This is a genomic window from Streptomyces sp. NPDC041796, from assembly GCF_055590785.1.
This window is the reverse complement of sequence record NZ_JBVJAH010000015.1, coordinates 86,914-109,494: the sequence shown is the minus strand read 5'-3', so window position 1 is coordinate 109,494 and position 22,581 is coordinate 86,914. Positions and strand designations below refer to the sequence as shown.

Annotated in this window: 25 protein-coding genes and 1 riboswitch; of the genes, 10 read left to right on the top strand and 15 right to left on the bottom strand. The window is 71.5% G+C overall.

What is annotated here, in order from left to right; all coding sequences use genetic code 11:
- Positions 1-131 precede the first annotated feature (131 nt).
- Both ACZ6C1_RS27745 and ACZ6C1_RS27740 read left to right on the top strand, forming a co-directional pair.
- The gene (locus ACZ6C1_RS27745; RefSeq protein ID WP_469244298.1) at positions 132-1,046 is read left to right on the top strand and encodes a hypothetical protein; all 915 of its coding nucleotides are present in this window, start codon (positions 132-134) and stop codon (positions 1,044-1,046) included.
- A 40-nt stretch (positions 1,047-1,086) separates the two neighbouring features.
- Complete coding sequence (locus ACZ6C1_RS27740) at positions 1,087-1,788, top strand: copper homeostasis protein CutC (protein ID WP_469244296.1); 702 nt, start codon at positions 1,087-1,089, stop codon at positions 1,786-1,788.
- Positions 1,789-1,904: 116 nt separating this feature from the next.
- On the opposite strand, the gene ACZ6C1_RS27735 is transcribed toward ACZ6C1_RS27740, so the two are convergent.
- Positions 1,905-2,582, bottom strand: a complete 678-nt coding sequence (locus ACZ6C1_RS27735; RefSeq protein WP_469244294.1) for a maleylpyruvate isomerase family mycothiol-dependent enzyme — start codon at positions 2,580-2,582, stop codon at positions 1,905-1,907.
- A 63-nt stretch (positions 2,583-2,645) separates the two neighbouring features.
- On the opposite strand from ACZ6C1_RS27735, the gene ACZ6C1_RS27730 reads away from it, so the two are divergent.
- Entirely contained in the window at positions 2,646-3,305 is a 660-nt protein-coding gene (locus tag ACZ6C1_RS27730) for an HD domain-containing protein (RefSeq protein WP_469244293.1), read from the top strand.
- A gap of 54 nt (positions 3,306-3,359) precedes the next feature.
- Positions 3,360-4,583: a Cmx/CmrA family chloramphenicol efflux MFS transporter gene (locus ACZ6C1_RS27725; protein ID WP_469244404.1), complete on the top strand. Its 1,224-nt coding sequence runs from the start codon at positions 3,360-3,362 to the stop codon at positions 4,581-4,583.
- Here the strand turns inward: ACZ6C1_RS27725 and ACZ6C1_RS27720 are convergent.
- Positions 4,537-4,806 (bottom strand): DUF4031 domain-containing protein, encoded by a 270-nt coding sequence (locus tag ACZ6C1_RS27720; RefSeq protein WP_469244291.1) that lies wholly within the window; start codon positions 4,804-4,806, stop codon positions 4,537-4,539. The genes ACZ6C1_RS27725 and ACZ6C1_RS27720 overlap by 47 nt on opposite strands.
- Positions 4,803-5,159, bottom strand: coding sequence for a hypothetical protein (locus ACZ6C1_RS27715; protein ID WP_469244289.1), 357 nt, complete (start codon positions 5,157-5,159; stop codon positions 4,803-4,805). Before ACZ6C1_RS27715 ends, ACZ6C1_RS27720 begins: the two co-directional genes overlap by 4 nt.
- A 65-nt stretch (positions 5,160-5,224) precedes the next feature.
- Between ACZ6C1_RS27715 and ACZ6C1_RS27710 the strand changes: the two genes are divergently transcribed.
- The 3 genes from ACZ6C1_RS27710 to ACZ6C1_RS27700 all read left to right on the top strand — a co-directional run bounded on the left by ACZ6C1_RS27710 (position 5,225) and on the right by ACZ6C1_RS27700 (position 8,536).
- The gene (locus ACZ6C1_RS27710; RefSeq protein ID WP_469244287.1) at positions 5,225-6,166 is read left to right on the top strand and encodes a MurR/RpiR family transcriptional regulator; all 942 of its coding nucleotides are present in this window, start codon (positions 5,225-5,227) and stop codon (positions 6,164-6,166) included.
- A 22-nt stretch (positions 6,167-6,188) separates the two neighbouring features.
- Complete coding sequence (gene murQ, locus ACZ6C1_RS27705) at positions 6,189-7,091, top strand: N-acetylmuramic acid 6-phosphate etherase (RefSeq protein WP_469244285.1); 903 nt, start codon at positions 6,189-6,191, stop codon at positions 7,089-7,091.
- Positions 7,092-7,159: 68 nt separating this feature from the next.
- Positions 7,160-8,536 (top strand): PTS transporter subunit EIIC, encoded by a 1,377-nt coding sequence (locus tag ACZ6C1_RS27700; RefSeq protein WP_469244283.1) that lies wholly within the window; start codon positions 7,160-7,162, stop codon positions 8,534-8,536.
- On the opposite strand, the gene ACZ6C1_RS27695 is transcribed toward ACZ6C1_RS27700, so the two are convergent.
- From ACZ6C1_RS27695 to ACZ6C1_RS27665, 7 genes are all read right to left on the bottom strand, one after another.
- Positions 8,529-11,714: a tetratricopeptide repeat protein gene (locus ACZ6C1_RS27695; protein ID WP_469244282.1), complete on the bottom strand. Its 3,186-nt coding sequence runs from the start codon at positions 11,712-11,714 to the stop codon at positions 8,529-8,531. The two genes, ACZ6C1_RS27700 and ACZ6C1_RS27695, sit on opposite strands and share 8 nt — an antisense overlap.
- Before the next feature lie 14 nt (positions 11,715-11,728).
- Complete coding sequence (locus ACZ6C1_RS27690) at positions 11,729-12,073, bottom strand: trypco2 family protein (RefSeq protein ID WP_469244280.1); 345 nt, start codon at positions 12,071-12,073, stop codon at positions 11,729-11,731.
- A gap of 65 nt (positions 12,074-12,138) precedes the next feature.
- Positions 12,139-12,831 (bottom strand): ABC transporter ATP-binding protein, encoded by a 693-nt coding sequence (locus tag ACZ6C1_RS27685; RefSeq protein ID WP_469244278.1) that lies wholly within the window; start codon positions 12,829-12,831, stop codon positions 12,139-12,141.
- A 31-nt stretch (positions 12,832-12,862) separates the two neighbouring features.
- Complete coding sequence (locus ACZ6C1_RS27680) at positions 12,863-14,293, bottom strand: ABC transporter permease (RefSeq protein ID WP_469244276.1); 1,431 nt, start codon at positions 14,291-14,293, stop codon at positions 12,863-12,865.
- Between the two features lie 75 nt (positions 14,294-14,368).
- Positions 14,369-14,992, bottom strand: a complete 624-nt coding sequence (locus ACZ6C1_RS27675; RefSeq protein WP_469244275.1) for a Uma2 family endonuclease — start codon at positions 14,990-14,992, stop codon at positions 14,369-14,371.
- 116 nt (positions 14,993-15,108) lie between these two features.
- Positions 15,109-15,312: a hypothetical protein gene (locus tag ACZ6C1_RS27670; RefSeq protein WP_469244273.1), complete on the bottom strand. Its 204-nt coding sequence runs from the start codon at positions 15,310-15,312 to the stop codon at positions 15,109-15,111.
- On the bottom strand, positions 15,309-15,506 hold the full coding sequence (locus ACZ6C1_RS27665) for a hypothetical protein (RefSeq protein WP_469244272.1): 198 nt from the start codon (positions 15,504-15,506) through the stop codon (positions 15,309-15,311). The genes ACZ6C1_RS27670 and ACZ6C1_RS27665 overlap by 4 nt, the downstream gene beginning before the upstream one ends.
- Positions 15,507-15,621: 115 nt before the next feature.
- Between ACZ6C1_RS27665 and ACZ6C1_RS27660 the strand changes: the two genes are divergently transcribed.
- A complete protein-coding gene (locus tag ACZ6C1_RS27660) occupies positions 15,622-16,464 on the top strand; it encodes a helix-turn-helix domain-containing protein (RefSeq protein ID WP_469244271.1) in 843 nt (280 codons plus the stop codon).
- Positions 16,445-16,630: a DUF397 domain-containing protein gene (locus tag ACZ6C1_RS27655; RefSeq protein WP_469244270.1), complete on the top strand. Its 186-nt coding sequence runs from the start codon at positions 16,445-16,447 to the stop codon at positions 16,628-16,630. The genes ACZ6C1_RS27660 and ACZ6C1_RS27655 overlap by 20 nt, the downstream gene beginning before the upstream one ends.
- A gap of 22 nt (positions 16,631-16,652) precedes the next feature.
- On the opposite strand, the gene ACZ6C1_RS27650 is transcribed toward ACZ6C1_RS27655, so the two are convergent.
- From ACZ6C1_RS27650 to thrC, 5 genes are all read right to left on the bottom strand, one after another.
- Positions 16,653-17,099 carry an SRPBCC family protein gene (locus tag ACZ6C1_RS27650; protein WP_469244268.1) on the bottom strand — a complete coding sequence of 149 codons (447 nt, stop codon included), beginning with the start codon at positions 17,097-17,099 and terminating at the stop codon, positions 16,653-16,655.
- 90 nt (positions 17,100-17,189) lie between these two features.
- Positions 17,190-18,812, bottom strand: coding sequence for a chaperonin GroEL (groL, locus tag ACZ6C1_RS27645; protein ID WP_064067523.1), 1,623 nt, complete (start codon positions 18,810-18,812; stop codon positions 17,190-17,192).
- Between the two features lie 310 nt (positions 18,813-19,122).
- Positions 19,123-19,329, bottom strand: coding sequence for a cold-shock protein (locus ACZ6C1_RS27640; protein ID WP_008743607.1), 207 nt, complete (start codon positions 19,327-19,329; stop codon positions 19,123-19,125).
- Positions 19,330-19,738: 409 nt separating this feature from the next.
- Entirely contained in the window at positions 19,739-20,017 is a 279-nt protein-coding gene (locus ACZ6C1_RS27635; protein ID WP_469244266.1) for a ubiquitin-like small modifier protein 1, read from the bottom strand.
- A 40-nt stretch (positions 20,018-20,057) separates the two neighbouring features.
- Complete coding sequence (thrC, locus tag ACZ6C1_RS27630; RefSeq protein ID WP_469244264.1) at positions 20,058-21,341, bottom strand: threonine synthase; 1,284 nt, start codon at positions 21,339-21,341, stop codon at positions 20,058-20,060.
- Positions 21,342-21,358: 17 nt separating this feature from the next.
- A riboswitch (SAM riboswitch) is annotated at positions 21,359-21,503 on the bottom strand.
- Between the two features lie 115 nt (positions 21,504-21,618).
- Here thrC and ACZ6C1_RS27625 point away from each other — a divergent pair.
- The gene (locus tag ACZ6C1_RS27625; RefSeq protein WP_469244262.1) at positions 21,619-22,563 is read left to right on the top strand and encodes a glucosyl-3-phosphoglycerate synthase; all 945 of its coding nucleotides are present in this window, start codon (positions 21,619-21,621) and stop codon (positions 22,561-22,563) included.
- Positions 22,564-22,581 lie beyond the last annotated feature (18 nt).

Here is a 22,581-nt window from a genome sequence, read left to right as displayed (position 1 = left end):
GGGTATGCCCTACGAATGGGAACATGTATACCCCCCAGGGGTATAAGGCGCAAGTGATCGACACCTCTTGACCTCATACCCCCTAGGGGTATCGTGTGCCCATCGGGACAACGCCTCGTCAGGGAGACGCCATGAACACCGGCAGGAACACCGGCCTCGGCACCGGCCTCGGCACCGGAGTGAAGATCACCGCCTTCGCGATGGCCCTCGCGGCGACCTTCGGCACGGCATACGGAGTGGGCAAGGGCGTCGGCCCGGTCGTCGCGGCGGAGGAACGCCCGGCCGCACGGCACGGCGGGGACAGCGGGCACGGCGAGGACAGCGGGCACGGCGCACCGGCCGCCACCCCCGCCACCCCCGGCGGGCTCCAGGTCGCGGAGGGCGGCCACACCCTCGCCCTGGAACCGGCGGCCCTCACGGCCGGTCGGCCGGGGGAGCTGCGGTTCACCGTCAGGGACGCGCACGGGCGCGCCGTCACGGCGTACGAGCGTGAGCACGGCAAGGAGCTGCACCTCGTCCTCGCCTCGCGCGACCTGACCGTGTACCGGCACCTGCACCCCGTCCGGGGCGCCGACGGCACGTGGTCGACCCCGGTCGAGCCGCCCGAGGCCGGTGCCTACCGGGCGTTCGCCGACTTCACGCCCGCAGGCGGCAAGGCGCTGACGCTGGGGGCGGACCTCGCGGTGGCGGGGACGTACCGCCCGGCGGCGCTGCCCGCACCGAGCCGGGTCGCCGAGGTCGACGGCTACCGCGTCGAGCTCACCGGCACGCCCGAGCCGGGACGGGCGAGCGGGCTGACATTCGGAATCAGCCGGGCCGGCCGGCCGGTGACGGACCTGCGGCCGTACCTGGGCGCGTACGGCCACCTCGTCGCACTGCGCGCCGGCGACCTCGCCCACCTGCACGTCCACCCGCACGAGGGGCCCGCCGGGCCGGAGGTGTCGTTCTCGGTGACGGCGCCCAGCGCGGGCGCGTACCGGCTCTTCCTGGACTTCCGGCACGACGGGAAGGTGCGTACGGCTGCCTTCACCGTGCACGCGCATTAGGCTGGCCATTGGACTAGACCTGTATCGAATGGAGTCGTCAGTGAGCAACCGTGCAGTCCTGGAGGTGATCGCCCTCGACGCGGAGGACGCGATCGCCGCACAGGCCGGAGGAGCGGACCGCCTCGAACTGGTCACCGACATGGCCGCGGACGGGCTCACCCCGTCCCGCGAGACCTACGGCCGGATCCGCGCCGCCGTGGACGTCCCGCTGCGCGTGATGCTGCGACTGACCGACGGGTTCGCCGCGGGCGACGTCGACGCGCTGGTACGGGTGGCGCGGGAGCTGCGCGAGGAAGGCGCCGACGAGTTCGTCCTCGGCTTCCTCGACGCCGACGGCCACGTCGACCTGGTGGCCGTCGAGCGGCTGGTCGCCGAGCTGGAGGGCTGCCGCTGGACGTTCCACCGGGCCCTCGACCGGGCGGTCGACCGGGACGCGGCGCGCAAGCAGCTCGCGGACCTGCCGGGCCTGGACACCTACCTCACGGCGGGTTCCGCAGCCGGTGTCGACGAGGGACTGCCGGCCCTGCTGGCCGAGGCCGCCGCCTCGCGGCGCGGTGAGCCCGGCTACGAGCCGCAGCTCCTCGTCGGCGGCGGCCTGCGGCTGGACCACGTCCCGGCGCTCCTCGCCGGAGGGGTCACCGCCTTCCACATCGGCGGCGCCGCCCGCCCGTCCGGCTGGTCCGCCCCGGTCTCCCCCACCGCGGTCCGCACCTGGCGCACGGCGATCGACGCCGGGGCGTAGGCGGTCGGCGAACCGAGCCGCACCCGGACGAGACACCGGGCGGGGCCGTGCTGGGCAGCCCCCACCCACGGTCCCGCCGCACCACGCCCCGGGCTGACCGGCCGCCCGGCGGCGTCTCAGCCGAACAGCACCAGGTCCGCCTCCGTGGCTCCGGCCAGGTCGTAGCGCGTGCCCGTCAGCGGGCGGGCGGCGTACAGGCGGATCAGGGTCGGCGCGTTGCCCAGGTAGCGGGCCGGGGGGCGCTCGCCCGACATCACGCCCAGCCGCAGCGGCTCGTCGCGGTCGTCGAGGTCGGCGTGGAGCGGCACGGTGCCGCGGGCGCGGGTGACCGAGGCGAGGAGGGCGAGCGCCGGGTCGAGTCCGGGGCCCGCGTAGGCGCCGGGCTCGCCGAAGGCCTCCCGTACGTCGCCCGCGTGCACCCACTCGCCCAGCGCGATGCCGTCGTGCCGCCCGTCCGGCACCGCCGCGATCACCGGGCCGGCCTCCGTCATGCCGCGCTCCAGCTCGTCGACGATCTCCGCGTGGGACCGCTCCGCGCGTTCCGCGATGTCCCGGTCGTTGGACTCGGGACCGAAGACGCCCTCCTCGAAACGCTTCTCCACGACCCGCGTCAGCGCCGCCGCGCAGTGCGCCAGCACATGCCGCACCGTCCAGCCGGGACAGCAGGTCCGGACGGCGAAGGCCTCGTCCGGCACCCGGCGCAGGAGGGGGATCAGCGCGTCGCGCTCGGCGCGCAGCAGCAGGCCGGGCAGTTCGGGATCACGTACACCGGTTACGTCACGTAGATCACTCATGGCCCCCAGCCAACCGTCCGCGGCCCGCCCTGGCAACGGTCCGCACCCGGCACAATGGGCCGCATGGCGCCCCTTCCCGCTCACCCCGCCCATGACGACCTCCGGCGCCGGTGGGCGTCGGCCGTGCACGACGCTCCTCATGCCGACCGGTACGCCGACGACCTCCTCGCCCGCTGGGCCGAACCGCAGCGGCGGTACCACACCACCGACCACCTGCTCGCCGTCCTCGACCGCGTCGACGAGCTCGCGGACCACGCGGACGACCCCGACGCCGTACGCCTCGCCGCCTGGTTCCACGACGCCGTCTACCTGCCCGAGCGGTCCACCAACGAGGAGCGCAGCGCCCGTCTCGCCGAACGCGCCCTGCCCGAACTGGGCGTCGACGAGGCCCGTACGGCGGAGGTCGTCCGCCTGGTACGGCTCACCGTCACCCACGACCCGGCGGACGGCGACCGCAACGGCGAGGTGCTGTGCGACGCGGACCTCGCCGTCCTGGCCGCCGCCCCCGACGCGTACGCCGCCTACGCCGCCGCCGTCCGGGAGGAGTACGGCTTCGTGCCGGACGACGCCTTCCGGGAGGGACGCGCGGCGGTCCTGCGTCAGCTCTTGGGCCTGCCGTGCCTGTTCCGTACGCCGCACGGGGCGCGCGCCTGGGAGGAGCGGGCCCGCCAGAACCTGACCACGGAACTGAAGCTGCTGGCCACGGGCACCCCGGGAATGTAAGGGATCACCGGCGTGTTGACCCCTGGCATGCCGTCATCCGCCGAACGCACCCGCATGCCCCTCGCCGTCCACATCCTCGGCCTGTCCGTCTTCGCGCTCGGCACGAGCGAGTTCATGCTGTCCGGTCTGCTGCCGCCGATCGCGGACGACATGAACGTCTCGATCCCCAAGGCCGGGCTGCTCATATCCGCCTTCGCCATCGGCATGGTGATCGGCGCGCCGCTCCTCGCGGTCGCCACCCTGCGGCTGCCGCGCAAGACCACGCTCATCGCGCTGATCAGCACGTTCGGCGTCGGGCAGCTCGCGGGCGCGCTGGCGCCCTCGTACGGGGTCCTCTTCGCCTCCCGCGTGGTCAGCGCGCTGGCGTGCGCCGGCTTCTGGGCCGTCGGGGCGGCCGTCGCGATCGCGATGGTGCCGGTCGGATCGCGCGCCCGCGCGATGGCCGTGATGATCGGCGGGCTGTCGATCGCGAACGTCCTCGGTGTCCCGGCCGGCGCGTTCCTCGGCGAGCACCTCGGCTGGCGCTCCGCGTTCTGGGCGGTCGGCGCCGCCTCGGCGATCGCCCTGGTGGGCGTGGTGACGCTCATCCCCCGCATCCCGCTCCCCGACCGGAAGCCGCGACTGAAGCGCGAGTTGGCCATCTACCGCGACCGGCAGGTCTGGCTCGCGGTCGCGGTCACGGCGCTCGCCGCGGGCGGCGTGTTCTGCGCGTTCTCCTACCTGGCGCCGCTGCTCACCGATGTGGCGGGGCTGGACGCGGGTTGGGTGCCGACCGTGCTGGCCCTCTTCGGCATCGGCGCGCTGGTCGGTACGACGATCGGCGGCCGGGTCGCGGACGCACACTTGTTCGGGGTGATGCTGAGCGGCATCACGGCGTCGACGCTGTTCCTCGTGGCGCTCGCGGTCCTCGCGTCCAGCCCCGTCGCCACGGTGACCCTCTCCTTCCTCCTGGGCGTCTCGGCGTTCTTCACCGCCCCGGCCCTCAACGCCCGTATGTTCAACGTCGCCGGTGCGGCCCCCACCCTCGCGGGCGCCACGACGACGGGCGCGTTCAACCTCGGCAACACCGGCGGCCCGTGGCTGGGCGGAACGGTCATCGACGCGGGCCTCGGCTTCCCCTCGACGGCCTGGGCGGGCGCGGCCATGACGGCCCTCGGCCTCGCGGCGGCCGCCGTGGCCCTGCGCGTGCACTCCTCCACGTCCCGGGTGGTGAGCCGGTCGGGGGAGCCCGTCAGGGAGCCGGCCGTCGCTTCGGGCGCCGCAGGCCCGACTCCCTGAGCCGGCGTACGAGTTCCTTGGAGCCCACCTCCACCGCGCCCGCGGCCACCGCGTCCGCGTACCGCTCGACGGGCACGTCGTAGTGGTCGCCGTCGAACGCGCGGGGCGGGGCGCCGATGCGGGCGGCGAAGGCGTGGAGCTCGTCGTAGGACACGTCGCTCACCATGTGCGACCACATACGGCCGTGGCCCGGCCAGTTCGGCGGGTCGATGTAGACCGTCACGTAAGGCCGCCGACCCGTGCCACCACCACGCCCGCCTTGCCGCACACCCAGTGCGGGTCGGGGCCCAACTCCGGCTCCACGTCCAGCGCGTGCGGGTCGCCGGAGCTGCACACCGGGCACAGTGGCCAGCGGCCGTACTTCTCCAGCAGCGCGTCCTGGACGTCCTGGGCGACGAGCCCGGCGACGTACTCGACCCCTTCCGGCCACTGCTCGACCCACCAGCGGCGGTGCGTCACCGCGTCCTCCACGAGCGACACGACCTCCGCCTCGGCGACGTTCCTCGCCATGAGGTCGGCGAGGACCAGCGCCCGCGCGGCGTGCAGCGACTGCTCCAGGGGGTCTACGGCGTCCATGGAGCCATTGTCACCCCAGGTCCGGAGGGGTTGACGACCCCCAGGGCTGAAAATACCTTTCAGGTGTGACCAATGACATGAAGGAAATTTTCAGCAACGGCAGACCGGGCGGGGAGGCCGCCCCCGCCCCCGCCGCCCCCGCCGCCCTCGCCGCCAAGGTCCGCACCCTCGCCCCCTCCATGACCCGCTCCATGCAGCGCGTCGCCGAGGCCGTCGCCGCCGACCCGGCCGGCTGCGCCGCCCTCACGGTCACCGGTCTCGCCGAACTCACCGGCACCAGCGAGGCGACGGTCGTGCGCACCGCCCGCCTCCTCGGCTACCCCGGCTATCGCGACCTGCGTCTCGCCCTCGCCGGGCTCGCGGCCCAGCAGCAGTCCGGCCGGGCGCCCGCCGTCACCGCCGACATCGCGGTCGACGACCCGATAGCGGACGTCGTCGCCAAGCTCGCCCACGACGAGCAGCAGACCCTCGCCGACACCGCCGCCGGTCTGGACACCATCCAGCTCGGCGCCGCCGTCACCGCGCTGGCCGCCGCCCGCCGCACCGACATCTACGGCGTCGGCGCCTCCGGCCTCGTCGCCCAGGACCTCGCCCAGAAGCTGCTGCGCATCGGGCTGGTCGCCCACGCCCACAGCGACCCGCACCTCGCCGTCACCAACGCCGTCCAGCTCCGCTCCGGCGACGTCGCCATCGCCATCACCCACTCGGGCTCCACCGGCGACGTCATAGAACCGCTCCGCGTCGCCTTCGACCACGGCGCGACGACCGTCGCCATCACCGGCCGCCCGGACGGGCCCGTCTCCCAGTACGCCGACCACATACTCACCACCTCCACGGCCCGCGAGAGCGAACTGCGCCCCGCCGCCATGTCCTCCCGCACCAGCCAACTCCTCGTCGTCGACTGCCTGTTCACCGGAGTCACCCAGCGCACGTACGAGACGGCCGCCCCCGCGCTCTCCGCGTCGTACGAGGCCCTCGCGCACCGCCACTCACCCCGCACCCGCTGACCGGCCGAAAGAGCACGCCCGCATGAACCCCTCCGAACTGTCCGCCCTCACCACGGAAGCCTTCCGCCCCGAACTCGCGGACATCGACCGCCTCCCGACCGCCGAGATCGCCCGCCTGATGAACGCCGAGGACCGGTCCGTCCCCGGCGCCGTCGCCGGCCAGCTCCCCCGCATCGCCGCCGCCATCGACGCCACCGCCGACCGGATGGCGCACGGCGGCCGCCTCGTCTACGCGGGCGCCGGCACCGCCGGGCGGCTCGGCGTCCTGGACGCCAGCGAGTGCCCGCCCACCTTCAACACCGCCCCCACCCAGGTCGTGGGCCTGATCGCGGGCGGCCCGGCCGCCCTGCTGGAGGCGGTCGAGGGCGCCGAGGACTCCAAGGACCTGGCAGCCGCCGACCTGGACGCCCTCGCCCTCACCGCCGACGACACGGTCGTCGGCGTCTCCGCGTCCGGCCGCACCCCGTACGCCGTCGGCGCGGTCGAACACGCCCGCGCGAAAGGCGCCCTGACGATCGGCCTGTCCTGCAACGCGGGAAGCGCCCTCGCCGCCGCCGCCGAGCACGGCATCGAGGTCGTCGTGGGCCCCGAACTCCTCACCGGCTCCACCCGCCTGAAGGCGGGCACCGCCCAGAAGCTGGTCCTCAACATGATCTCGACGATCACGATGATCCGGCTCGGCAAGACGTACGGGAACCTGATGGTCGACGTCCGCGCCTCCAACGACAAGCTCCGCGCCCGCTCCCGCCGGATCGTCGCCCTCGCCACCGGGGCGTCCGACACCGACATCGAGGCCGCGCTCACCGCCACGGACGGCGAGGTCAAGCCCGCGATCCTCACCCTCCTGGCCGGCGTCGACGCCGAAACGGCCACCCAGCTCCTCACCAAGACGGGCGGCCACCTCCGGGCGGCACTCGACCAATAGACGGGGCACAAGCCGCCCACCGGCGCGCAGCCGCCGTACGGACCGACCCGGCTGGCAGCATCCGCGCCATGACCGCACCCGCACCCGCGCCCGACCCCCGCACCACCGCCACCGCCCTCCTCCCCCTCGTCGGCGGCGCCGCGAACGTCACCTCCGTCGCCCACTGCATGACCCGCCTCCGCCTCGGTCTCCACGACCGCGCGCTCGTCCAGGACGACGCGCTCAAGGCCCACCCCGCCGTACTCGGCGTCGTCGAGGACGACACGACCTACCAGATCGTCCTCGGCCCCGGCACCGTCGCCCGCGTCACGCCCGAGTTCGAGGCCCTCCTCCTGCAGTCCCGGGGCGCCGACATCAAGGCCGCCCAGAAGGAGCGGAACGCCACGCCCGGCAAGCTCCTCCTGCGCCGCGTCGCGAACATCTTCGTCCCCCTCATCCCCGCGCTCATCGGCTGCGGCATCATCGCCGGGCTCAACGGCCTCCTCGTCAACCTGCACCTGCTCCCCGCCCTCACCCCCGCCCTCGCCGCCATCGCCTCCGGCTTCATGGCGCTGATCGCCGTGTTCGTCGGCCTCAACACGGCCAAGGAGTTCGGCGGTACGCCGATCCTCGGCGGCGCCGTCGCCGCGATCATCGTGTACGCGGGCATCGCCAAGGTGGAGGCCTTCGGCCAGCAGCTCTCCCCCGGCCAGGGCGGCGTCCTCGGCGCGCTGGCCGCCGCCGTACTCGCCGTCCACGTGGAGAAGTGGTGCCGCCGCCACGTGCCCGAGGCCCTCGACGTGCTCGTCACTCCCACCCTCACGGTGCTCGTCGCGGGACTGGTCACCGTCTACGGCCTGATGTTCCTCGCGGGTGAGGTGTCCACCGCCATCGGAGTGGCCGCCGACTGGCTCCTCGCCCACGCCGGGGCGATCGCCGGGTTCGTACTCGGCGGCCTCTTCCTGCCCCTGGTCATGCTCGGCCTGCACCAGGCGCTGATCCCCATCCACACCACCCTGATCGAGCAACAGGGCCACACCGTCCTCCTGCCCATCCTCGCGATGGCCGGCGCGGGCCAGGTCGGCGCGGCCGCCGCCGTCTACGTACGCCTCCGCCACCGCACCGACCTCCGCCGCACCATCAGGTCCGCGCTGCCCGCCGGACTCCTCGGCGTGGGCGAACCGCTCATCTACGGCGTGTCCCTGCCGCTCGGGCGGCCGTTCGTCACCGCGTGCGTGGGCGGGGCGTTCGGCGGCGGGTTCATCGGGCTGTTCACCATGCTCGGCCACACGGTCGGCTCGACCGCGATCGGCCCGTCCGGCTGGGCCCTGTTCCCCCTGCTCGACGGCGACCGTGGCCTGGCGCTGACCACCGTCGCCGTCTACGCGGGCGGGCTGCTGACCGGGTACGTGGCCGGGTTCGCCGCCACGTACTTCTTCGGCCTCGGCAAGCATGTGCTCACCTGACCAGGGAGATCCATCCCGCCATGGTGCCGTCGGCTTCCAGCGCCGCGTCTATGTCGGCCCTGTCACGGGGCGGGGGCCCGAGGCCGGACGTCACCACGAGGAGAAACCCGCCGCGCCTTCGCAGGCACTGCGCGAACTGCGGCGTGACACCGACCGCCCAGGCGTCCACGCCGAGTTGGACGACCAGCCCGTCGTCCACGAGCCGCCCGGCCCTCGGCGCGCCTCGCGTCTCGACAACGAGATGCCCGCGCGGGTCCATCACGCCAGGTGCGTTCACCGGCTTGAGGACGAGGTCCGCTCCCGCGGTCACGGGCCCTGCCACGCGCCACCCCTGCGAGCCGCTGTCGTCGGGTTCGAGCCGGAGCAACTCGGCGGACGGGTTCACCACCATGACGACGAGCTGGTCCTCCGGCCGGTCCCCGACCAGCACCGCCTCGGTCCACCACGAGGTACCGCTTCCCGAGATGATGCTCACGAGGCCCGAGTCGTTCCACCGCGGGAAGCGGCACATGCCGAAGTGGAAGAGCTTCGCGTAGGTGAGCTGGGGCGCGGTCTCGTCGACACACAGTGCCGGGACTCCCACTCCCAGCGGGTGGCCGCAGTCCATGCAGTCCCCCGCCCACAGGTGCGCCATCGCCGAGCGGACCCCGCTCTCCCCCAGCCTTTCCAGGATCCCCCGGTCCACCGCCACGGCCCGCAGCCCGGACTCCGTCCCCTCCCGTTCGAGGACGGTCCAGTCCACGGGACTTCCCGCGTCCGCCGCCCTGCGCTCCCAGTCACGGCCGGTGTCCAGGTCGCCGAGCGCCATCGACACCACGGAGGCGAGCGCCATACCGGTCGGGTCGCCCATCAGCATGGCGTCCTTGCGCGCACCGGCATAGGCGCGCCCGAGGAGCGCTCTCGCCTGCTGCGTCTCATCCCGGCATAGCAGCACACCGGCGTACGAGAGGGCCGCGAAGGGCAGCCCCGCCTCAGCGGCCACGCGCAGCGCGTCGAGGGACTCGGCATGGTTCCAGTCCCTGCGCAGGACGTCCGAATAGCTGAGGGCGCTCGCGGCGTCTCCGCGCTCGCTGCCCTCGCGCCACCATTCAGCCGCTTCCCGCTCGTCGCCCATCAGCTCGGCCACGCGGCCGAGCGCTGCGAAGGACTCCGTCGTTCCCCGTTCCACGGCGCGCAGGAACCAGCCGCGGGCGTCTGTCAGGTCCCCGCTGCGGACCTTCAGACAGCCGACGTTGTGCGCCGCCATTCCGTCACCGCACCGGGCCGCCTCGACCCACCAGCGTTCCGCTTCCGTACGCTTCTCGGCGCGCAGCAGCACGACTCCCAGGTTGACCATCGCGTCCACGTTCCCCGCCTCGGCCCGGGGCGCCAGCAGACCAATGGCCACCTCGAGGCGGTCGGCTGCCTGTGCCGCCAGCGCCATGATGTCCCAGTCCGCGTCCCCTGCCAGGGTCAGGGCCACTTGCCAGGTCTCCTCGGGCAGCTCCTCGATGGGGGAGGTGCGCGCCGTGGCGGAGACCAGGTAGTCGAATGGCCGCCACCGCCCCTCCCGGGCGGGGATCAGCGGGCTGGTCACCCCGAGCAGCACCTCGGTAGCCCATTCCCAGGCCTCCTCCAGCGGTTCGGGCCGCAGAGCCGCGCCACCGAGCGCGTCGAGATAGTGGCCGTGCAGGCGCTCCAGGACGCTCTCGTCGACAGCGCCGCGCAGACCGGTCCTTGCGAGGTCGACGGCCGCGGCCACGAGCGCGGCGCCGCGCGGGTTGGCATTCGCCTGCGCGGCCTCCTTCCACAGGTTCCAGGTCTGAGGACCCGCCGCCAGGTATTCGGCCACGCCGTGTACGGCGTCGGCGGCGAGGGCTTCGGCCATGCGGGGGTCGGCCGCGGCTTTCCGCGCCCGCTCGCGTTCCGGCTCGGTCCAGGTGCGCTGGAGGACCAGATGACTGGCGGCCCGGACGATTCGAGCGGCACTGTGCTGCGTCCCGACATCGGCGGCACCGCGCCGCGCGGAGCCAGTCCTCATCAGCGGCCGGTAGAACTCCGAGCGCATCGTGGCCAGGACGACGCACCCCAGCTCAGTGAGCTCTTGGAGCAGCCGTGGCGTGAGGCCGTCGGGGCGCAGGTACATCTGGAGGTCGTCCAGCCACAGGACATGACCGCCTCGTTGCCGTGTCACCGAGTCCGCGAGTCCGGTCAGCGGCGCGTCCGGGTCGGGATGGCACACCGACCACCCCTCGAGGTTGCGCCGCATGGCTTCGAGCAGCGCCCGCGTCTTGCCCGCGGCCGAGTCGCCGGTCAGCAGCAGCATCCCCCCGGTGCGGGCGAGCCTGGCGAGCCTGGCGTCGAGCTCCTGGTCGCAGTCGCGGGGTACGTAGTCGATGTGGTCCGGCAGCCCCGAGGCTTCGAGGAGCCGGTGGACGCCGAACCCTGCCGGGTCCGCGGCGTCCACGCCGCCCCACCGGAACGCGTCGCCCCTGTCGTGGCTGCCCTCGGCAAGGTGGTCGTCCCCCCGGCCGCCGGTCCCTCCCGCCTCCGCGAGCGTCGCCACCATCGGGGCTCGCCCCGTGCACCGCCGCAGGACGGCCGCGAACCCGGCGTCATCGATCAGCACGTGGGCGGGTACCGCCTCCACCCGCCCGTGGGCCCAGGCGATCGGGTCTCCGCAGGCGACACCCACCAGCACACCGTCCACGAACAGGGCGGCTCCCGACATGCCGCTCCAGGGCGAGGGCCGGTCGCCGGGGGCCGGAGCGCCGTGGATGTTGTCGAGGACGTATCGCCCGCGGATCACGGAACTGCCTGGCTTGAGGGTGCCGACCAGCTGTTCCGTGTCGGGCCGGCCACCGGCCCACGCGGCGTCCGGATATCCGATGGCCTGGCAGCCCGCGCGATGATCCAGGGTGGTCACCCGGCCCCACACCACAGGGGAGAAGGCAGCGGCGGTCTCCTTGTCGACCAGGTCGGCGTCGGCGAGGAGCAGAGCGGCGTCGCACTGGTCGTCGTCGCGTGACCAGACCACCTCGCAGCGCTGGAGTCCCGTCCCTCCGGGAACCCCGGCCCTCGGCGGCACCCCCTTCTTGAGGACATGGGCGGCCGTCAGCACCAGCCGGCCGGTCAGCAGAAACCCACTGCCCCGTGCCCCGGCGTCGACCAGGGCGATACGGCGCTGCGTCAGGATCACAAAGGTCTCCCGCGTTATCCGTGTGCCGGCCCACCCGCACCCGGGCCGAAGGCGCTCAGGTCGGCTTCCCTGTCGTTGCCGATGCGCACGGACCCATCCGTCGCCGCGTCCTTCGCCTTCAAGGTCAGGGAGACGCGCTGGGTCCGCCGCTTCCCCGCGCTGCCCTCCAGGTCACCGGAGACCACCCACGCCTTGAAGCCAGCTTTCGCCTTGGCATCCCGCCGGAGCTCGACCTCGAACTCCAGCGTGATGTCCTCGACTTCGAAACGGATCCGCTCGCCCTGCGCCGCCACCGCAGCGACGGACAGTTCGTCCCGCAGCACCCGTACCGCCTCGGTCAACTCGATGCCGTCGGCCATCGACGCGCCTCCCCCTTCGCCGTTGGCACCCATCCTGCCTCAGGGAACGGCCCGTTCGGCAGCGGTTAAAGCACCTTCCTCGCCACCTGCTCCTTGATCGTCACCCGCCCCTGCCTGATCGTCGCGAGCCTCGGCGCCCGCCGCGCCAGCGCCGTGTCGTGGGTGACCATCACGAAGGTCAGCCCGTTCTCCTCCCACAGCCCTTCCAGTACGTCCATGATTTCGTCGCGCGTCGACTCGTCGAGGTTCCCGGTCGGCTCGTCCGCGAGCAGCACGGCGGGCCGCTTCACCAGCGCCCGCGCGATGGCAACCCGCTGCTGCTGCCCGCCCGAGAGCTCACCGGGCAGGTGTCCGCGCCGCTCGCCGAGCCCCACCGACACCAGCGCCTCCGCCGCCCGCTCGCGCCGCTCGGAGGCCTTGAGCCCGAGCGGTACGAGAGCCGTCTCGACGTTCTCCTGGGCGGAGAGCGTCGGCACCAGGTTGAAACTCTGGAACACGAACCCGATCCTCTCCGCCCGCACGCGCGTCAGCCGCGCCTCCGGCAGCGTCGCCAGGTCGGTGCCGTCCAGGAGGACGCGTCCTTCCGAGGGCCGGTCCAGGCCGCCGAGCATCTGCAACAACGTGGACTTGCCGCCCCCGGTCGGGCCCTGGATCACCAGCCGCCCACCGTCCTCGATGATCAGGTCCACCCCGTCGAGGGCCCGGACGGTCTCCTTGCCGCGCCGGTAGCGCTTGGTGACGCCACTGAGCTGGTACATGTGCTGTCAACTCCAGTCTTGCGTGAGGGATCTATCCGACGCGGCGCAGCGCGTCCGCGGGCCGCAGCCGCGAGGCGCGCCAGCCGCCGAAGGCGCCCGCGACCAGGCCGCCCGCGACGGCGAGGGCCACGGCGAGCCCGATGGTGGTGAGGGAGACGGGTGCGGTCAGCGCGATGTCCAGGACACGGGACGCCGTCTCGCGTACCGGCCCGCCACCACCCGGGCCGACGCCTCGCCCGCCCCCGCCGCCCAGCTCGGCCGTGAGCGTCGGGCTGAACGCGGTGATGGCCCACGCCCCGGCGAGTCCGGCGCCGATCCCGAGCGCCCCGCCGATCAGCCCGTGCACCAGCGCCTCACCGGCCACCTGCCGGGTGACGCGCCCGCTCTTCCACCCCAGGGCCTTGAGCGTGCCGAACTCCCGCACCCGCCGGCTGACCGCCGACGACGTCAGCAGCCCCGCCACCAGGAACGCCGCGCCCAGCACCACGGCCGACAGCCACTTGCCCACGCCCGCCGCCAGGCCGGAGGCGGTCGACAGGGACCCGGAGACGGTCTCGGCGAGGTCGGCCGACGTGGTGACGGTGGTCCCCGGAACGCTCTTCCGGATCGCGTCCTCGACGTCTTCGATGCGCTGCGAGTCGGTCGCGCGGACGTACACCGTCGTCACCTTGCCCTTGGCGCCGGCGAGCGTCTGTGCCTCGGCGAGCGGCAGGTAGACGTTGGCGGCGGCGGCGCCGCTGTCGGCGGTCGCGATGCCGATGACGCCGTACGCCGTGCCGGAGATGGTCAGCTTCTCCCCGACGGTCAGCCCCTGCTCCTTGGCGTACGCGCTGTCGACGACCGCCACGTCGGCCGACGTCTCGGCCGCCGTGAACGTACGCCCGGAGGTGATCTCCGACGAGGTCAGCGGGCCGAGCTCTTGATGGGCGACGTCGGTCCCGTACACGGTGTACGAGTCGACCCCGAAGTCGGCCCCGCCGCCGCGCACCGCGCCACCGCCCGCGCCCTGGCCCTGCCCGTCCCCGGGCCGCCCGGGCTGGGCCTCACCGCGCTCGAACCGGCCGTCGACCTTCAACACCCGGGCGTTCAGCCCGCCGACGGCGTCCGCGACTCCGTTCTGCCCGGCGACCTTCGCGACGGTCGAGGCGGAGAGCGTCTCGAACCCCTGCACCATGACCACGTCCTGGCTCTGTTCGCCGCCGCCCTCCTCCTTGGCGTCGAACTCGAACCTCGGCCGCCGTACGGCATCCCCCTCCCCGGGTGGCGAGGCGGCCTTGGTGACCGTCATGTCGGTCCCCAGCCCGTACAGCGACTCCAGCACCTTGCCCTGGGCCTGCTTCATCCCGGCGGTGACCGAGGTGACCACGATGACCAGCGCGATCCCGAGGGCGAGCCCCGAGGCGACGACCAGCGCCGTCTTGCGTCGACGGCGCAACTCGCGCCGGAGATAGGTGAAGAACATGCCGCGAAAGCTATGGACGCGGCGTGACGAGGGGTTAAGGCCCGGGTGAGAGTCGCATGAGAAGCGGCGCGGACGTTACGCGTCGGCGGCCGCGCCGCCGGGGAACGCCGCCGTGTCCAGCGCGACCCCGAACGGCTCGGGCAGGGTGAGCACCTTCCCGAACGGCACCAGTTCGGAGTGCTTGTACGTGCCGTCCTGAGGCTCCGTGAACAGGCTGACCATCGCGCCACGGGTGTCGTACCGGTCGATGAGCAGGTACATCGGGACCAGGGCACGCGCGTAGGCGTGGTACTTCCTGGTCCGGTCGTCGGTGGCGTTGTTCTTGGAGGTGATCTCCACGATCAGCAGGGCCTCGGACGCGTCGACGGGGTCGTAGGTGTCCGGGTCGGCGGCCTCGACCAGATCGATCGGCATGACCACCAGGTCGGGGACGTACAACTTGTCCAGCGGGGCGATGTGCACACCGAGCGTCTGGTAGACGTCCCACTCGTCGGGCAGCCGCTTGTACAGCGCGCGCTGCACCCTGGCCGCGATGGAGTTGTGGTGCCGGTGAGGCGGCGGAACCAAGAAAATCTTCCCCTTGTCGATCTCGGCTCGCCAGCCCTCGGGCACGTCCAGCCCACGCCAGGCGTCCAGCATGAATTCCCACGTCGGGGGGGTCTCGGGCGCCGGGTCGTTCTCGACCGTCGCGGCTGTCATCGCGGGTCCCTTCTCCCGTGGCCTGAGGGAGGCGAATGTAGATCGACGGGGCGCCGGGGAAGCGCCCCTTTCCTCAGCGTCCCACGATCGTGTGAGCAGCGCACGGACCCGGCACTTCACGGCAGGCGCGCCTGTCTGTTCAGTTCTCGAACGCGCGCCCGCAGCACCTCGCCCGGCGGAGCGGGCGTCAGGGCCTCCACCGGACAGTCCCACTCCCGGCCACCGCCCAGCGGGCGCAGCTGTACGTAGCCGCCGACGTGGCCCATGACCTCTCCGATCCGCCCGTCACGCGAGTCGATCATGTACTCGGACGCGCTCACCGGCGTGCCTCGTGCAGGACGGCGACCAGGCGCATGGCGGTGTCCACGTTGCAACGCCCCAGCTCCACCAGCGGATACGGCGTGTCGCTCGCGGCCGACACCGGGTCGACCCGCAGGGACGGCAGGGTGACGCCCACCTTGCCGAGTTCGTCCCGGAGCTGGTCCACCACTTGCTCCACCGATCGCATCCCCATGACCAGGCACCTCCACGCTGAGTGTTCGGGTTCTGTACACAGCGTGGTCGATTCGCGGCTAGTCTGAACACAAAGGCGGCCCAACAACCCCATCTGTGCTAACGGGAGTTGACACATGCCCGGTCCGAAGGATCTCGACCCGTCCTCCTCACCCAGGGCACTACTCGGCGCCGAGCTGCGCCACGCCCGCGACAATGCGGGCTTCAGCCAGGAGAAACTGGGCGAGAAGCTCTTCGTCAGCGGCTCGTTCATCGGCCAACTGGAGGCCGGTACACGACGGATGCAGCCGGAGTTCGCGGCACAGATCGACGACATACTGGGCACGAACGGGTTCTTCCAGCGGAACTGCAAGGCCGCCAACAGGTCGCGGTATCCCGATCACTTCGCGGAAGCGGCGGAAGCGGAAGCGGTCGCCGCATCGATCAAGGAGTACGCCCCGCTGCTGATTCCGGGCGTGCTGCAGACGGAGCGGTACGCGCGAGCCGTATTTCGTGGCGGGCGCCCCACCGCTTCGGACGACGTCATCGACGAACTGGTCGAGGCGCGACTCGCTCGCACGCACATCCTCGACGATCCAACCAGGCCACTGTTCTGGACGGTCCTGGACGAGGCGGTCCTCCGCCGAGAGGTCGGGGGGCCGGCGGTGATGGCCGAGGCGCTGCACCACATCTCGGAGTTGGGCCGCGCGCACCGGGTGATCGTGCAGGTCATCCCGTTCAAGGCAGGCGCGCACATGGCCCTGGCAGGCGCACTCAAACTGATGGCCTTCGACGACGCGCCCCCGCTGGCCTACCTCGAAAGCCTGGGCTCAGGGCAGTTGCACGACGACCCGGGCACGGTCAAACACTACGAACTGTCCTACGATCTGCTCGGGGCCAGCGCACTGTCACCCCAAGAATCCCTGGCCCTGATCGCATCAGTGGCGGAGGATTACGCCCATGAAGATCGAGATCACTGAGTGGCGCAAGTCAACCTACAGCGACGCGAGCGGCGGCAACTGTCTCGAAGTCGCCGATGGCCACCCGAACGCCATCCCCGTCCGTGACTCCAAGAACCCCACCGGCCCGCAGCTCGTGTTCCGGGCCGCCGCCTGGTCCGCGTTCGTGGCGGATCTCAAGCGATAGAGCGCCACCGCGGCCCCGGGGCTCAGGCGGCTCCGGGGCCGTAGCGCGTCTCCAGCAGGTGCCGCAGCATCGCGAGGTCCTTGCGGTTGGCGCGGCGTATCGCGGCGGCGAGGATACGGCTGCCGCCTCCGCCCCGGTTCCGGAGCGTCATACGCGTCCGGTCGCCCTCGACGCCGTAGGGCTCCCAGGTGTACGTGGTCTCCATGGGGAACGACCCCTGGTCGGCCCGCATGACCAGCCGCCGCCCGGGCTCATGGTCGACGATCTCGTAGGTGTAGACGAGCCGCCGGCCCAGGAAGCGGGCGACGAAGGCGGCCCTGGCGCCGGCCCGGACCTCTGATTCGGTCTCCCACTCCACCGACACGATGTTCACGTACCACTCGGGCGCGTTGGACGGGTCGGCGGCGTACGCGGCGACGAGGTCGCACGGGGCGTCGATCACGGTCTCGGTCAGGACGTCGACGGCCATGACACCAGCGTAGAACGCCCGAGGGCGGCACCCCCCTGGGAGAAGGGGTACCGCCCTCGGAACGAAAGGACTGTGTCCGATCCGCGAGGATCAGAAGTCCATGTCACCGCCCGGCATGCCGCCCGGAGCACCGGCCGCGGCCTTCTCCGGCTTGTCGGCGATGACGGCCTCGGTGGTGAGGAACAGCGCCGCGATGGAGGCCGCGTTCTGCAGAGCGGAACGGGTCACCTTGGCGGGGTCGATGATGCCCTCGGCGATCATGTCGACGTACTCGCCGGTAGCGGCGTTCAGGCCGTGGCCGACGGGCAGGTTGCGCACCTTCTCGACGATGACGCCACCCTCGAGACCACCGTTGACGGCGATCTGCTTCAGCGGGGCCTCCAGGGCCAGGCGGACGGCGTTGGCGCCGGTCGCCTCGTCACCCTCGAGCTCCAGCTTCTCGAAGACGCTGGACGCCTGGAGCAGGGCCACGCCACCACCGGCGACGATGCCCTCCTCGACGGCGGCCTTGGCGTTGCGCACCGCGTCCTCGATGCGGTGCTTGCGCTCCTTGAGCTCGACCTCGGTGGCGGCACCGGCCTTGATGACGGCCACGCCGCCGGCCAGCTTCGCCAGGCGCTCCTGGAGCTTCTCGCGGTCGTAGTCCGAGTCGGAGTTCTCGATCTCGGCACGGATCTGGTTGACGCGACCCGCGACCTGGTCGCTGTCACCGGCACCGTCGACGATGGTGGTCTCGTCCTTGGTGATGACGACCTTGCGGGCGCGGCCCAGCAGGTCCAGGCCGGCGTTCTCGAGCTTGAGGCCGACCTCCTCGGAGATGACCTGGCCACCGGTGAGGATGGCGATGTCGTTCAGCATGGCCTTGCGGCGGTCGCCGAAGCCCGGGGCCTTGACGGCGACGGACTTGAAGGTGCCGCGGATCTTGTTGACGACCAGGGTCGACAGGGCCTCGCCCTCGACGTCCTCGGCGATGATCAGCAGCGGCTTGCCGGACTGCATGACCTTCTCCAGCAGCGGAAGGAGGTCCTTCACCGAGGAGATCTTCGAGTTGACGATCAGGATGTACGGGTCGTCGAGCGACGCCTCCATACGCTCCATGTCGGTGGCGAAGTACGCCGAGATGTAGCCCTTGTCGAAGCGCATACCCTCGGTGAGCTCCAGCTCCAGACCGAAGGTCTGGGACTCCTCGACGGTGATGACGCCTTCCTTGCCGACCTTGTCCATGGCCTCGGCGATGAGCTCACCGATCTGGGTGTCGGCGGCGGAGATGGAGGCCGTGGAAGCGATCTGCTCCTTGGTCTCGACATCCTTCGCCTGCTCGAGCAGCGCACCGGAGACGGCCTCGACGGCGGTCTCGATGCCGCGCTTCAGGGCCATCGGGTTGGCGCCGGCGGCGACGTTGCGCAGACCCTCGCGGACGAGCGCCTGGGCGAGAACGGTCGCGGTGGTCGTACCGTCACCGGCGACGTCGTCCGTCTTCTTGGCGACTTCCTTGACCAGCTCGGCGCCGATCTTCTCGTACGGGTCCTCGAGCTCGATCTCCTTGGCGATGGAAACACCATCGTTGGTGATCGTGGGGGCGCCCCACTTCTTCTCGAGGACGACGTTGCGACCCTTGGGGCCCAGGGTCACCTTGACGGCGTCGGCGAGCTGGTTCATGCCGCGCTCGAGGCCGCGCCGTGCCTCCTCGTCGAACGCGATGATCTTGGCCATGTGAAGTGGTCCTCCCGGACTGGGGTGGATGCTCCGGACCGCGCTGGCGCCCGCGACGGACGGCCTGCCTGCCTGAAGTGGTTCCTTGCCCCACCGGCCTGCGGACCTCACCGACCCGGTCCTTCGTTGTCACTCTCACCTTCAGAGTGCTAACGCCAATGATTAGCACTCGACCCATGCGAGTGCAAGCGCCTCCCGCAGATCCGGGGCGTTGTCCGGACACGCGCGAGGGGCTCGCGTCCCCTGGAACGCGAGCCCCTCGTCACTTGCGGTGTCGACAGTCGATGGTCGGTCGATCGCGACGCGGCTCTCAGCCGGCGGCGAGCTTGACCATGTCCGCCTGCGGACCCTTCTGGCCCTGCGAGATCTCGAACTCGACTCGCTGACCTTCTTCAAGGGTGCGGTAGCCGTCCATCTGGATCGCGCTGTAGTGGACGAAAACATCCGCACCACCGTCGACCGCGATGAAGCCGTACCCCTTCTCCGCGTTGAACCACTTGACGGTGCCCTGAGCCATGCCTAACTCCCCTATTACTGGCCCTTGCACAGGACCGCACTTCGCGGACCCGGGTCAGACCTCACCCGCTGACAGGTGCGGGCGTGCGCCGGAACGCGTCGACCGCCGCTGAATGTATCTGCCCAACTGCCGTCTGCAACAGGTCAATCGGACGAGAAATCCGAGCATGGGTGAACGGAAAATGTGGCCGAATGGGCCAGAATCCCGGGCAAGTCGGGCCCGGCAAAGCGCCCAAATGGCGCAATTCACGGGGGTACATTGACTGCATCTTGTCGCAGCCGCGCAATCTCTCATATGCGTGCGGCACAGGCAGCGGCGGGGACTTCCCCAACTCTACCGCGCTCAACCATGCAGAATTGCCCCCTCCGCTTCTCTCGCGGAGGGGGCAATGTCCGTCACGCTGTGTGGGTCAGCAGCCGCCGGCGACGGCCGGGATGATCGACACGCCCGCGCCGTCCGGGGTCGCGGTCGCCAGGCCGTCCTCGAAGCGCACGTCGTCGTCGTTGACGTACACGTTCACGAAGCGGCGGAGCTTGCCCTGGTCGTCCAGGACACGGGCGGCGATGCCCGGGTGGTCCTTCTCCAGCGACTCGATGACCTCGGACAGGGTCGCGCCCTCCGCCGTGACCTCGGCCTTGCCGCCCGTGTAGGTCCGGAGGATGGTGGGGATGCGGACGTTGACGCTCATGTCGTGTTGCTGCCTTTCAGTACAGGCTCAGTACTACGGGTCAGGCCAGGCCGGCGTCGCGGAACGCGTCCAGGCTCGGGCGGATCGTCGCGCTCGGGCCGGTGGTCGGCGCGACCGCGTCCAGGGTCTTCAGGCCGTCGCCCGTGTTGAGCACGACCGTGGTCAGCGACGGGTCCAGCACACCCGCCTCGATCAGCTTCCTCGTCACGCCCACGGTCACGCCACCCGCCGTCTCGGCGAAGATGCCCTCCGTACGCGCCAGCAGCTTGATCGCGTCGACGATCTGCTCGTCGTCGACGTCCTCCACCACTCCACCGGTCCGGCGTGCGATGTCCAGGACGTACGGGCCGTCGGCCGGGTTGCCGATGGCCAGCGACTTGGCGATGGTGTTCGGCTTCTGGGGCCGTACGACGTCGTGACCGGCCTTGAAGGCCGTCGACACCGGGGAGCAGCCCTCCGCCTGGGCGCCGAAGATCTTGTACGGCTTGTCCTCGACCAGGCCCAGCGCGATGAGCTCCTGGAGCCCCTTGTCGATCTTCGTGAGCTGGGAGCCGGACGCGATCGGGACGACGAGCTGGTCGGGCAGCCGCCAGCCGAGCTGCTCGCAGATCTCGTACGCGAGGGTCTTGGAGCCCTCCGCGTAGTACGGCCGCAGGTTGACGTTCACGAAGCCCCAGCCCTCGCCCAGCGGGTCACCGATGAGCTCGGAGCAGAAGCGGTTCACGTCGTCGTAGTTGCCCTCGATACCGACGAGGTCACCGCCGTACACCGCGGCCATGACGACCTTGCCCTGCTCCAGGTCGTGCGGGATGAACACGCACGAACGGAAGCCGGCCCGCGCGGCGGCGGCACCGACGGCACCCGCCAGGTTCCCCGTCGACGAGCAGGACAGGGTGGTGAAGCCGAAGGCGCGCGCCGCTTCGATCGCCTGGGCGACGACGCGGTCCTTGAAGGAGTGCGTCGGGTTGCCCGAGTCGTCCTTGACGAAGAGCTTGCCCGGCTCGACGCCCAGCTCGCGCGCCAGGTTGTCGGCCTGGACGAGCTTGGTCCAGCCGGGGTTCAGGTTCGGCTTGTCCGCCACGTCGGCCGGCACGGGCAGGAGAGGGGCGTACCGCCAGATGTTGGCGGGACCGGCCTCGATCCGCTTGCGCAGGGCTTCCGGGTCACCCACCGGCAGGTCGTAGGCGATCTCGAGCGGCCCGAAACACAGCTCACAGGCGAAAATGGGGCCGAGCTCGAAGCGCTCGCCGCATTCGCGACAGGAGAGGGCGGAAGCAGGCCCGAGGTCGACGTTCTTGGCGGTGGCGACAGTCTGTACAGCCATGGAGGCGAGGCCCTTTCTCCTCATCTTCCTCATGGCGCACTTCGCCATGAGACGGATTTGGCACCTTCCCTAGCCGGGGCCTCGCGCAAGAGCTTGCGAGTGCCGACTGGAGGGTTGCCGGGGCTTCAACGGGCCGTATCCCTCTGCCCCTCTGGATGAGCGGTATTCGATTGTTTTCGCGGGGACCCGGCATGTGAGGGTCGTCCGCGTTGCTCAAGACTGTAACCGAACCCCTGGACGCTTGAGATGGTCGTCCGATACGCGAGATGGAGATCACGTGCTGGAAGAGGTGGAGCGCTGGCTGGAGCGGCGGTCCTGGTCCGTGGCCGACCGACCGCTCGACCGGCTGCTCGCGGCCAAGCACGGTACGACCGTCAGTGTCGTCCTGCCCGCGCTGAACGAGGAGGCGACGGTCGGCGACATCGTCACGGTGATCCGCCGCGAGCTGATGTCCGCCTCCGTCCCGCTCGTCGACGAACTCGTGGTGATCGACTCGGGCTCCACCGACCGGACCTCGGAGGTCGCCGCCGCGGCCGGGGCGGACGTGGTGCACCGGGACGCGATACTCCCCCGCATACCCGCCGTCCCCGGCAAGGGCGAGGTGCTGTGGCGCTCCCTCCTCGCCACCACCGGCGACATCGTCTGCTTCGTCGACGCCGACCTGCGTGACTTCTCGGCCGATTTCGTCACCGGGATCGTCGGCCCTCTCCTCACCGACCCGTCCGTCCACCTCGTCAAGGCGATGTACGACCGGCCCCTGGCGGGCTCCCCTGGACAGGGCGGCCGGGTGACCGAGCTGGTGGCACGGCCGCTGCTGAACCTGCACTGGCCCCAGCTCGCCGGGTTCGTCCAGCCGCTGGGCGGCGAATACGCGGCCCGCCGCTCCCTCCTCGAACGCCTCCCCTTCCCCGTCGGCTACGGAGTGGAGCTGGGCCTCCTCGTGGACGCCCTGCACACCGTGGGCCTCGACGCCCTCGCCCAGGTGGACGTGGGCGTGCGCAAGCACCGGCACCAGGACGAGCGGGCACTGGGCCGGATGGCGGCCGCGATCTACCGGACGGCCCAGCTCCGGCTGTCGCGCGGGCACCTGGTGCGGCCACGGCTGACGCAGTTCGACCGCGGGGACGACGGCTTCGTACCGCGTACGCACGACGTCGACACCGAGGAACGGCCGCCGATGATCGAGGTGGCCGAGTACGCACGGCGCCGCCGGGTGGCCTGACTGCCGTACGTTTGAGCG

Excerpts from the sequence above, each read along its gene's own strand:
- ACZ6C1_RS27640 (WP_008743607.1), bottom strand. The coding sequence starts at position 19,329 with ATGGCTCAGGGCACCGTCAAGTGGTTCAACGCGGAGAAGGGGTACGGC.
- ACZ6C1_RS27690 (WP_469244280.1), bottom strand. The coding sequence starts at position 12,073 with ATGGCCGACGGCATCGAGTTGACCGAGGCGGTACGGGTGCTGCGGGAC.
- groL (WP_064067523.1), bottom strand. The coding sequence starts at position 18,812 with ATGGCCAAGATCATCGCGTTCGACGAGGAGGCACGGCGCGGCCTCGAG.
- ACZ6C1_RS27745 (WP_469244298.1), top strand. The coding sequence starts at position 132 with ATGAACACCGGCAGGAACACCGGCCTCGGCACCGGCCTCGGCACCGGA.
- ACZ6C1_RS27635 (WP_469244266.1), bottom strand. The coding sequence starts at position 20,017 with ATGAGCGTCAACGTCCGCATCCCCACCATCCTCCGGACCTACACGGGC.
- ACZ6C1_RS27735 (WP_469244294.1), bottom strand. The coding sequence starts at position 2,582 with ATGAGTGATCTACGTGACGTAACCGGTGTACGTGATCCCGAACTGCCC.
- murQ (WP_469244285.1), top strand. The coding sequence starts at position 6,189 with ATGAACCCCTCCGAACTGTCCGCCCTCACCACGGAAGCCTTCCGCCCC.
- thrC (WP_469244264.1), bottom strand. The coding sequence starts at position 21,341 with ATGGCTGTACAGACTGTCGCCACCGCCAAGAACGTCGACCTCGGGCCT.
- ACZ6C1_RS27650 (WP_469244268.1), bottom strand. The coding sequence starts at position 17,099 with ATGGCCGTCGACGTCCTGACCGAGACCGTGATCGACGCCCCGTGCGAC.
- ACZ6C1_RS27685 (WP_469244278.1), bottom strand. The coding sequence starts at position 12,831 with ATGTACCAGCTCAGTGGCGTCACCAAGCGCTACCGGCGCGGCAAGGAG.
- ACZ6C1_RS27715 (WP_469244289.1), bottom strand. The coding sequence starts at position 5,159 with ATGGACGCCGTAGACCCCCTGGAGCAGTCGCTGCACGCCGCGCGGGCG.
- ACZ6C1_RS27730 (WP_469244293.1), top strand. The coding sequence starts at position 2,646 with ATGGCGCCCCTTCCCGCTCACCCCGCCCATGACGACCTCCGGCGCCGG.
- ACZ6C1_RS27700 (WP_469244283.1), top strand. The coding sequence starts at position 7,160 with ATGACCGCACCCGCACCCGCGCCCGACCCCCGCACCACCGCCACCGCC.
- ACZ6C1_RS27675 (WP_469244275.1), bottom strand. The coding sequence starts at position 14,992 with ATGACAGCCGCGACGGTCGAGAACGACCCGGCGCCCGAGACCCCCCCG.
- ACZ6C1_RS27655 (WP_469244270.1), top strand. The coding sequence starts at position 16,445 with ATGAAGATCGAGATCACTGAGTGGCGCAAGTCAACCTACAGCGACGCG.
- ACZ6C1_RS27680 (WP_469244276.1), bottom strand. The coding sequence starts at position 14,293 with ATGTTCTTCACCTATCTCCGGCGCGAGTTGCGCCGTCGACGCAAGACG.
- ACZ6C1_RS27665 (WP_469244272.1), bottom strand. The coding sequence starts at position 15,506 with ATGGGGATGCGATCGGTGGAGCAAGTGGTGGACCAGCTCCGGGACGAA.
- ACZ6C1_RS27660 (WP_469244271.1), top strand. The coding sequence starts at position 15,622 with ATGCCCGGTCCGAAGGATCTCGACCCGTCCTCCTCACCCAGGGCACTA.
- ACZ6C1_RS27725 (WP_469244404.1), top strand. The coding sequence starts at position 3,360 with ATGCCCCTCGCCGTCCACATCCTCGGCCTGTCCGTCTTCGCGCTCGGC.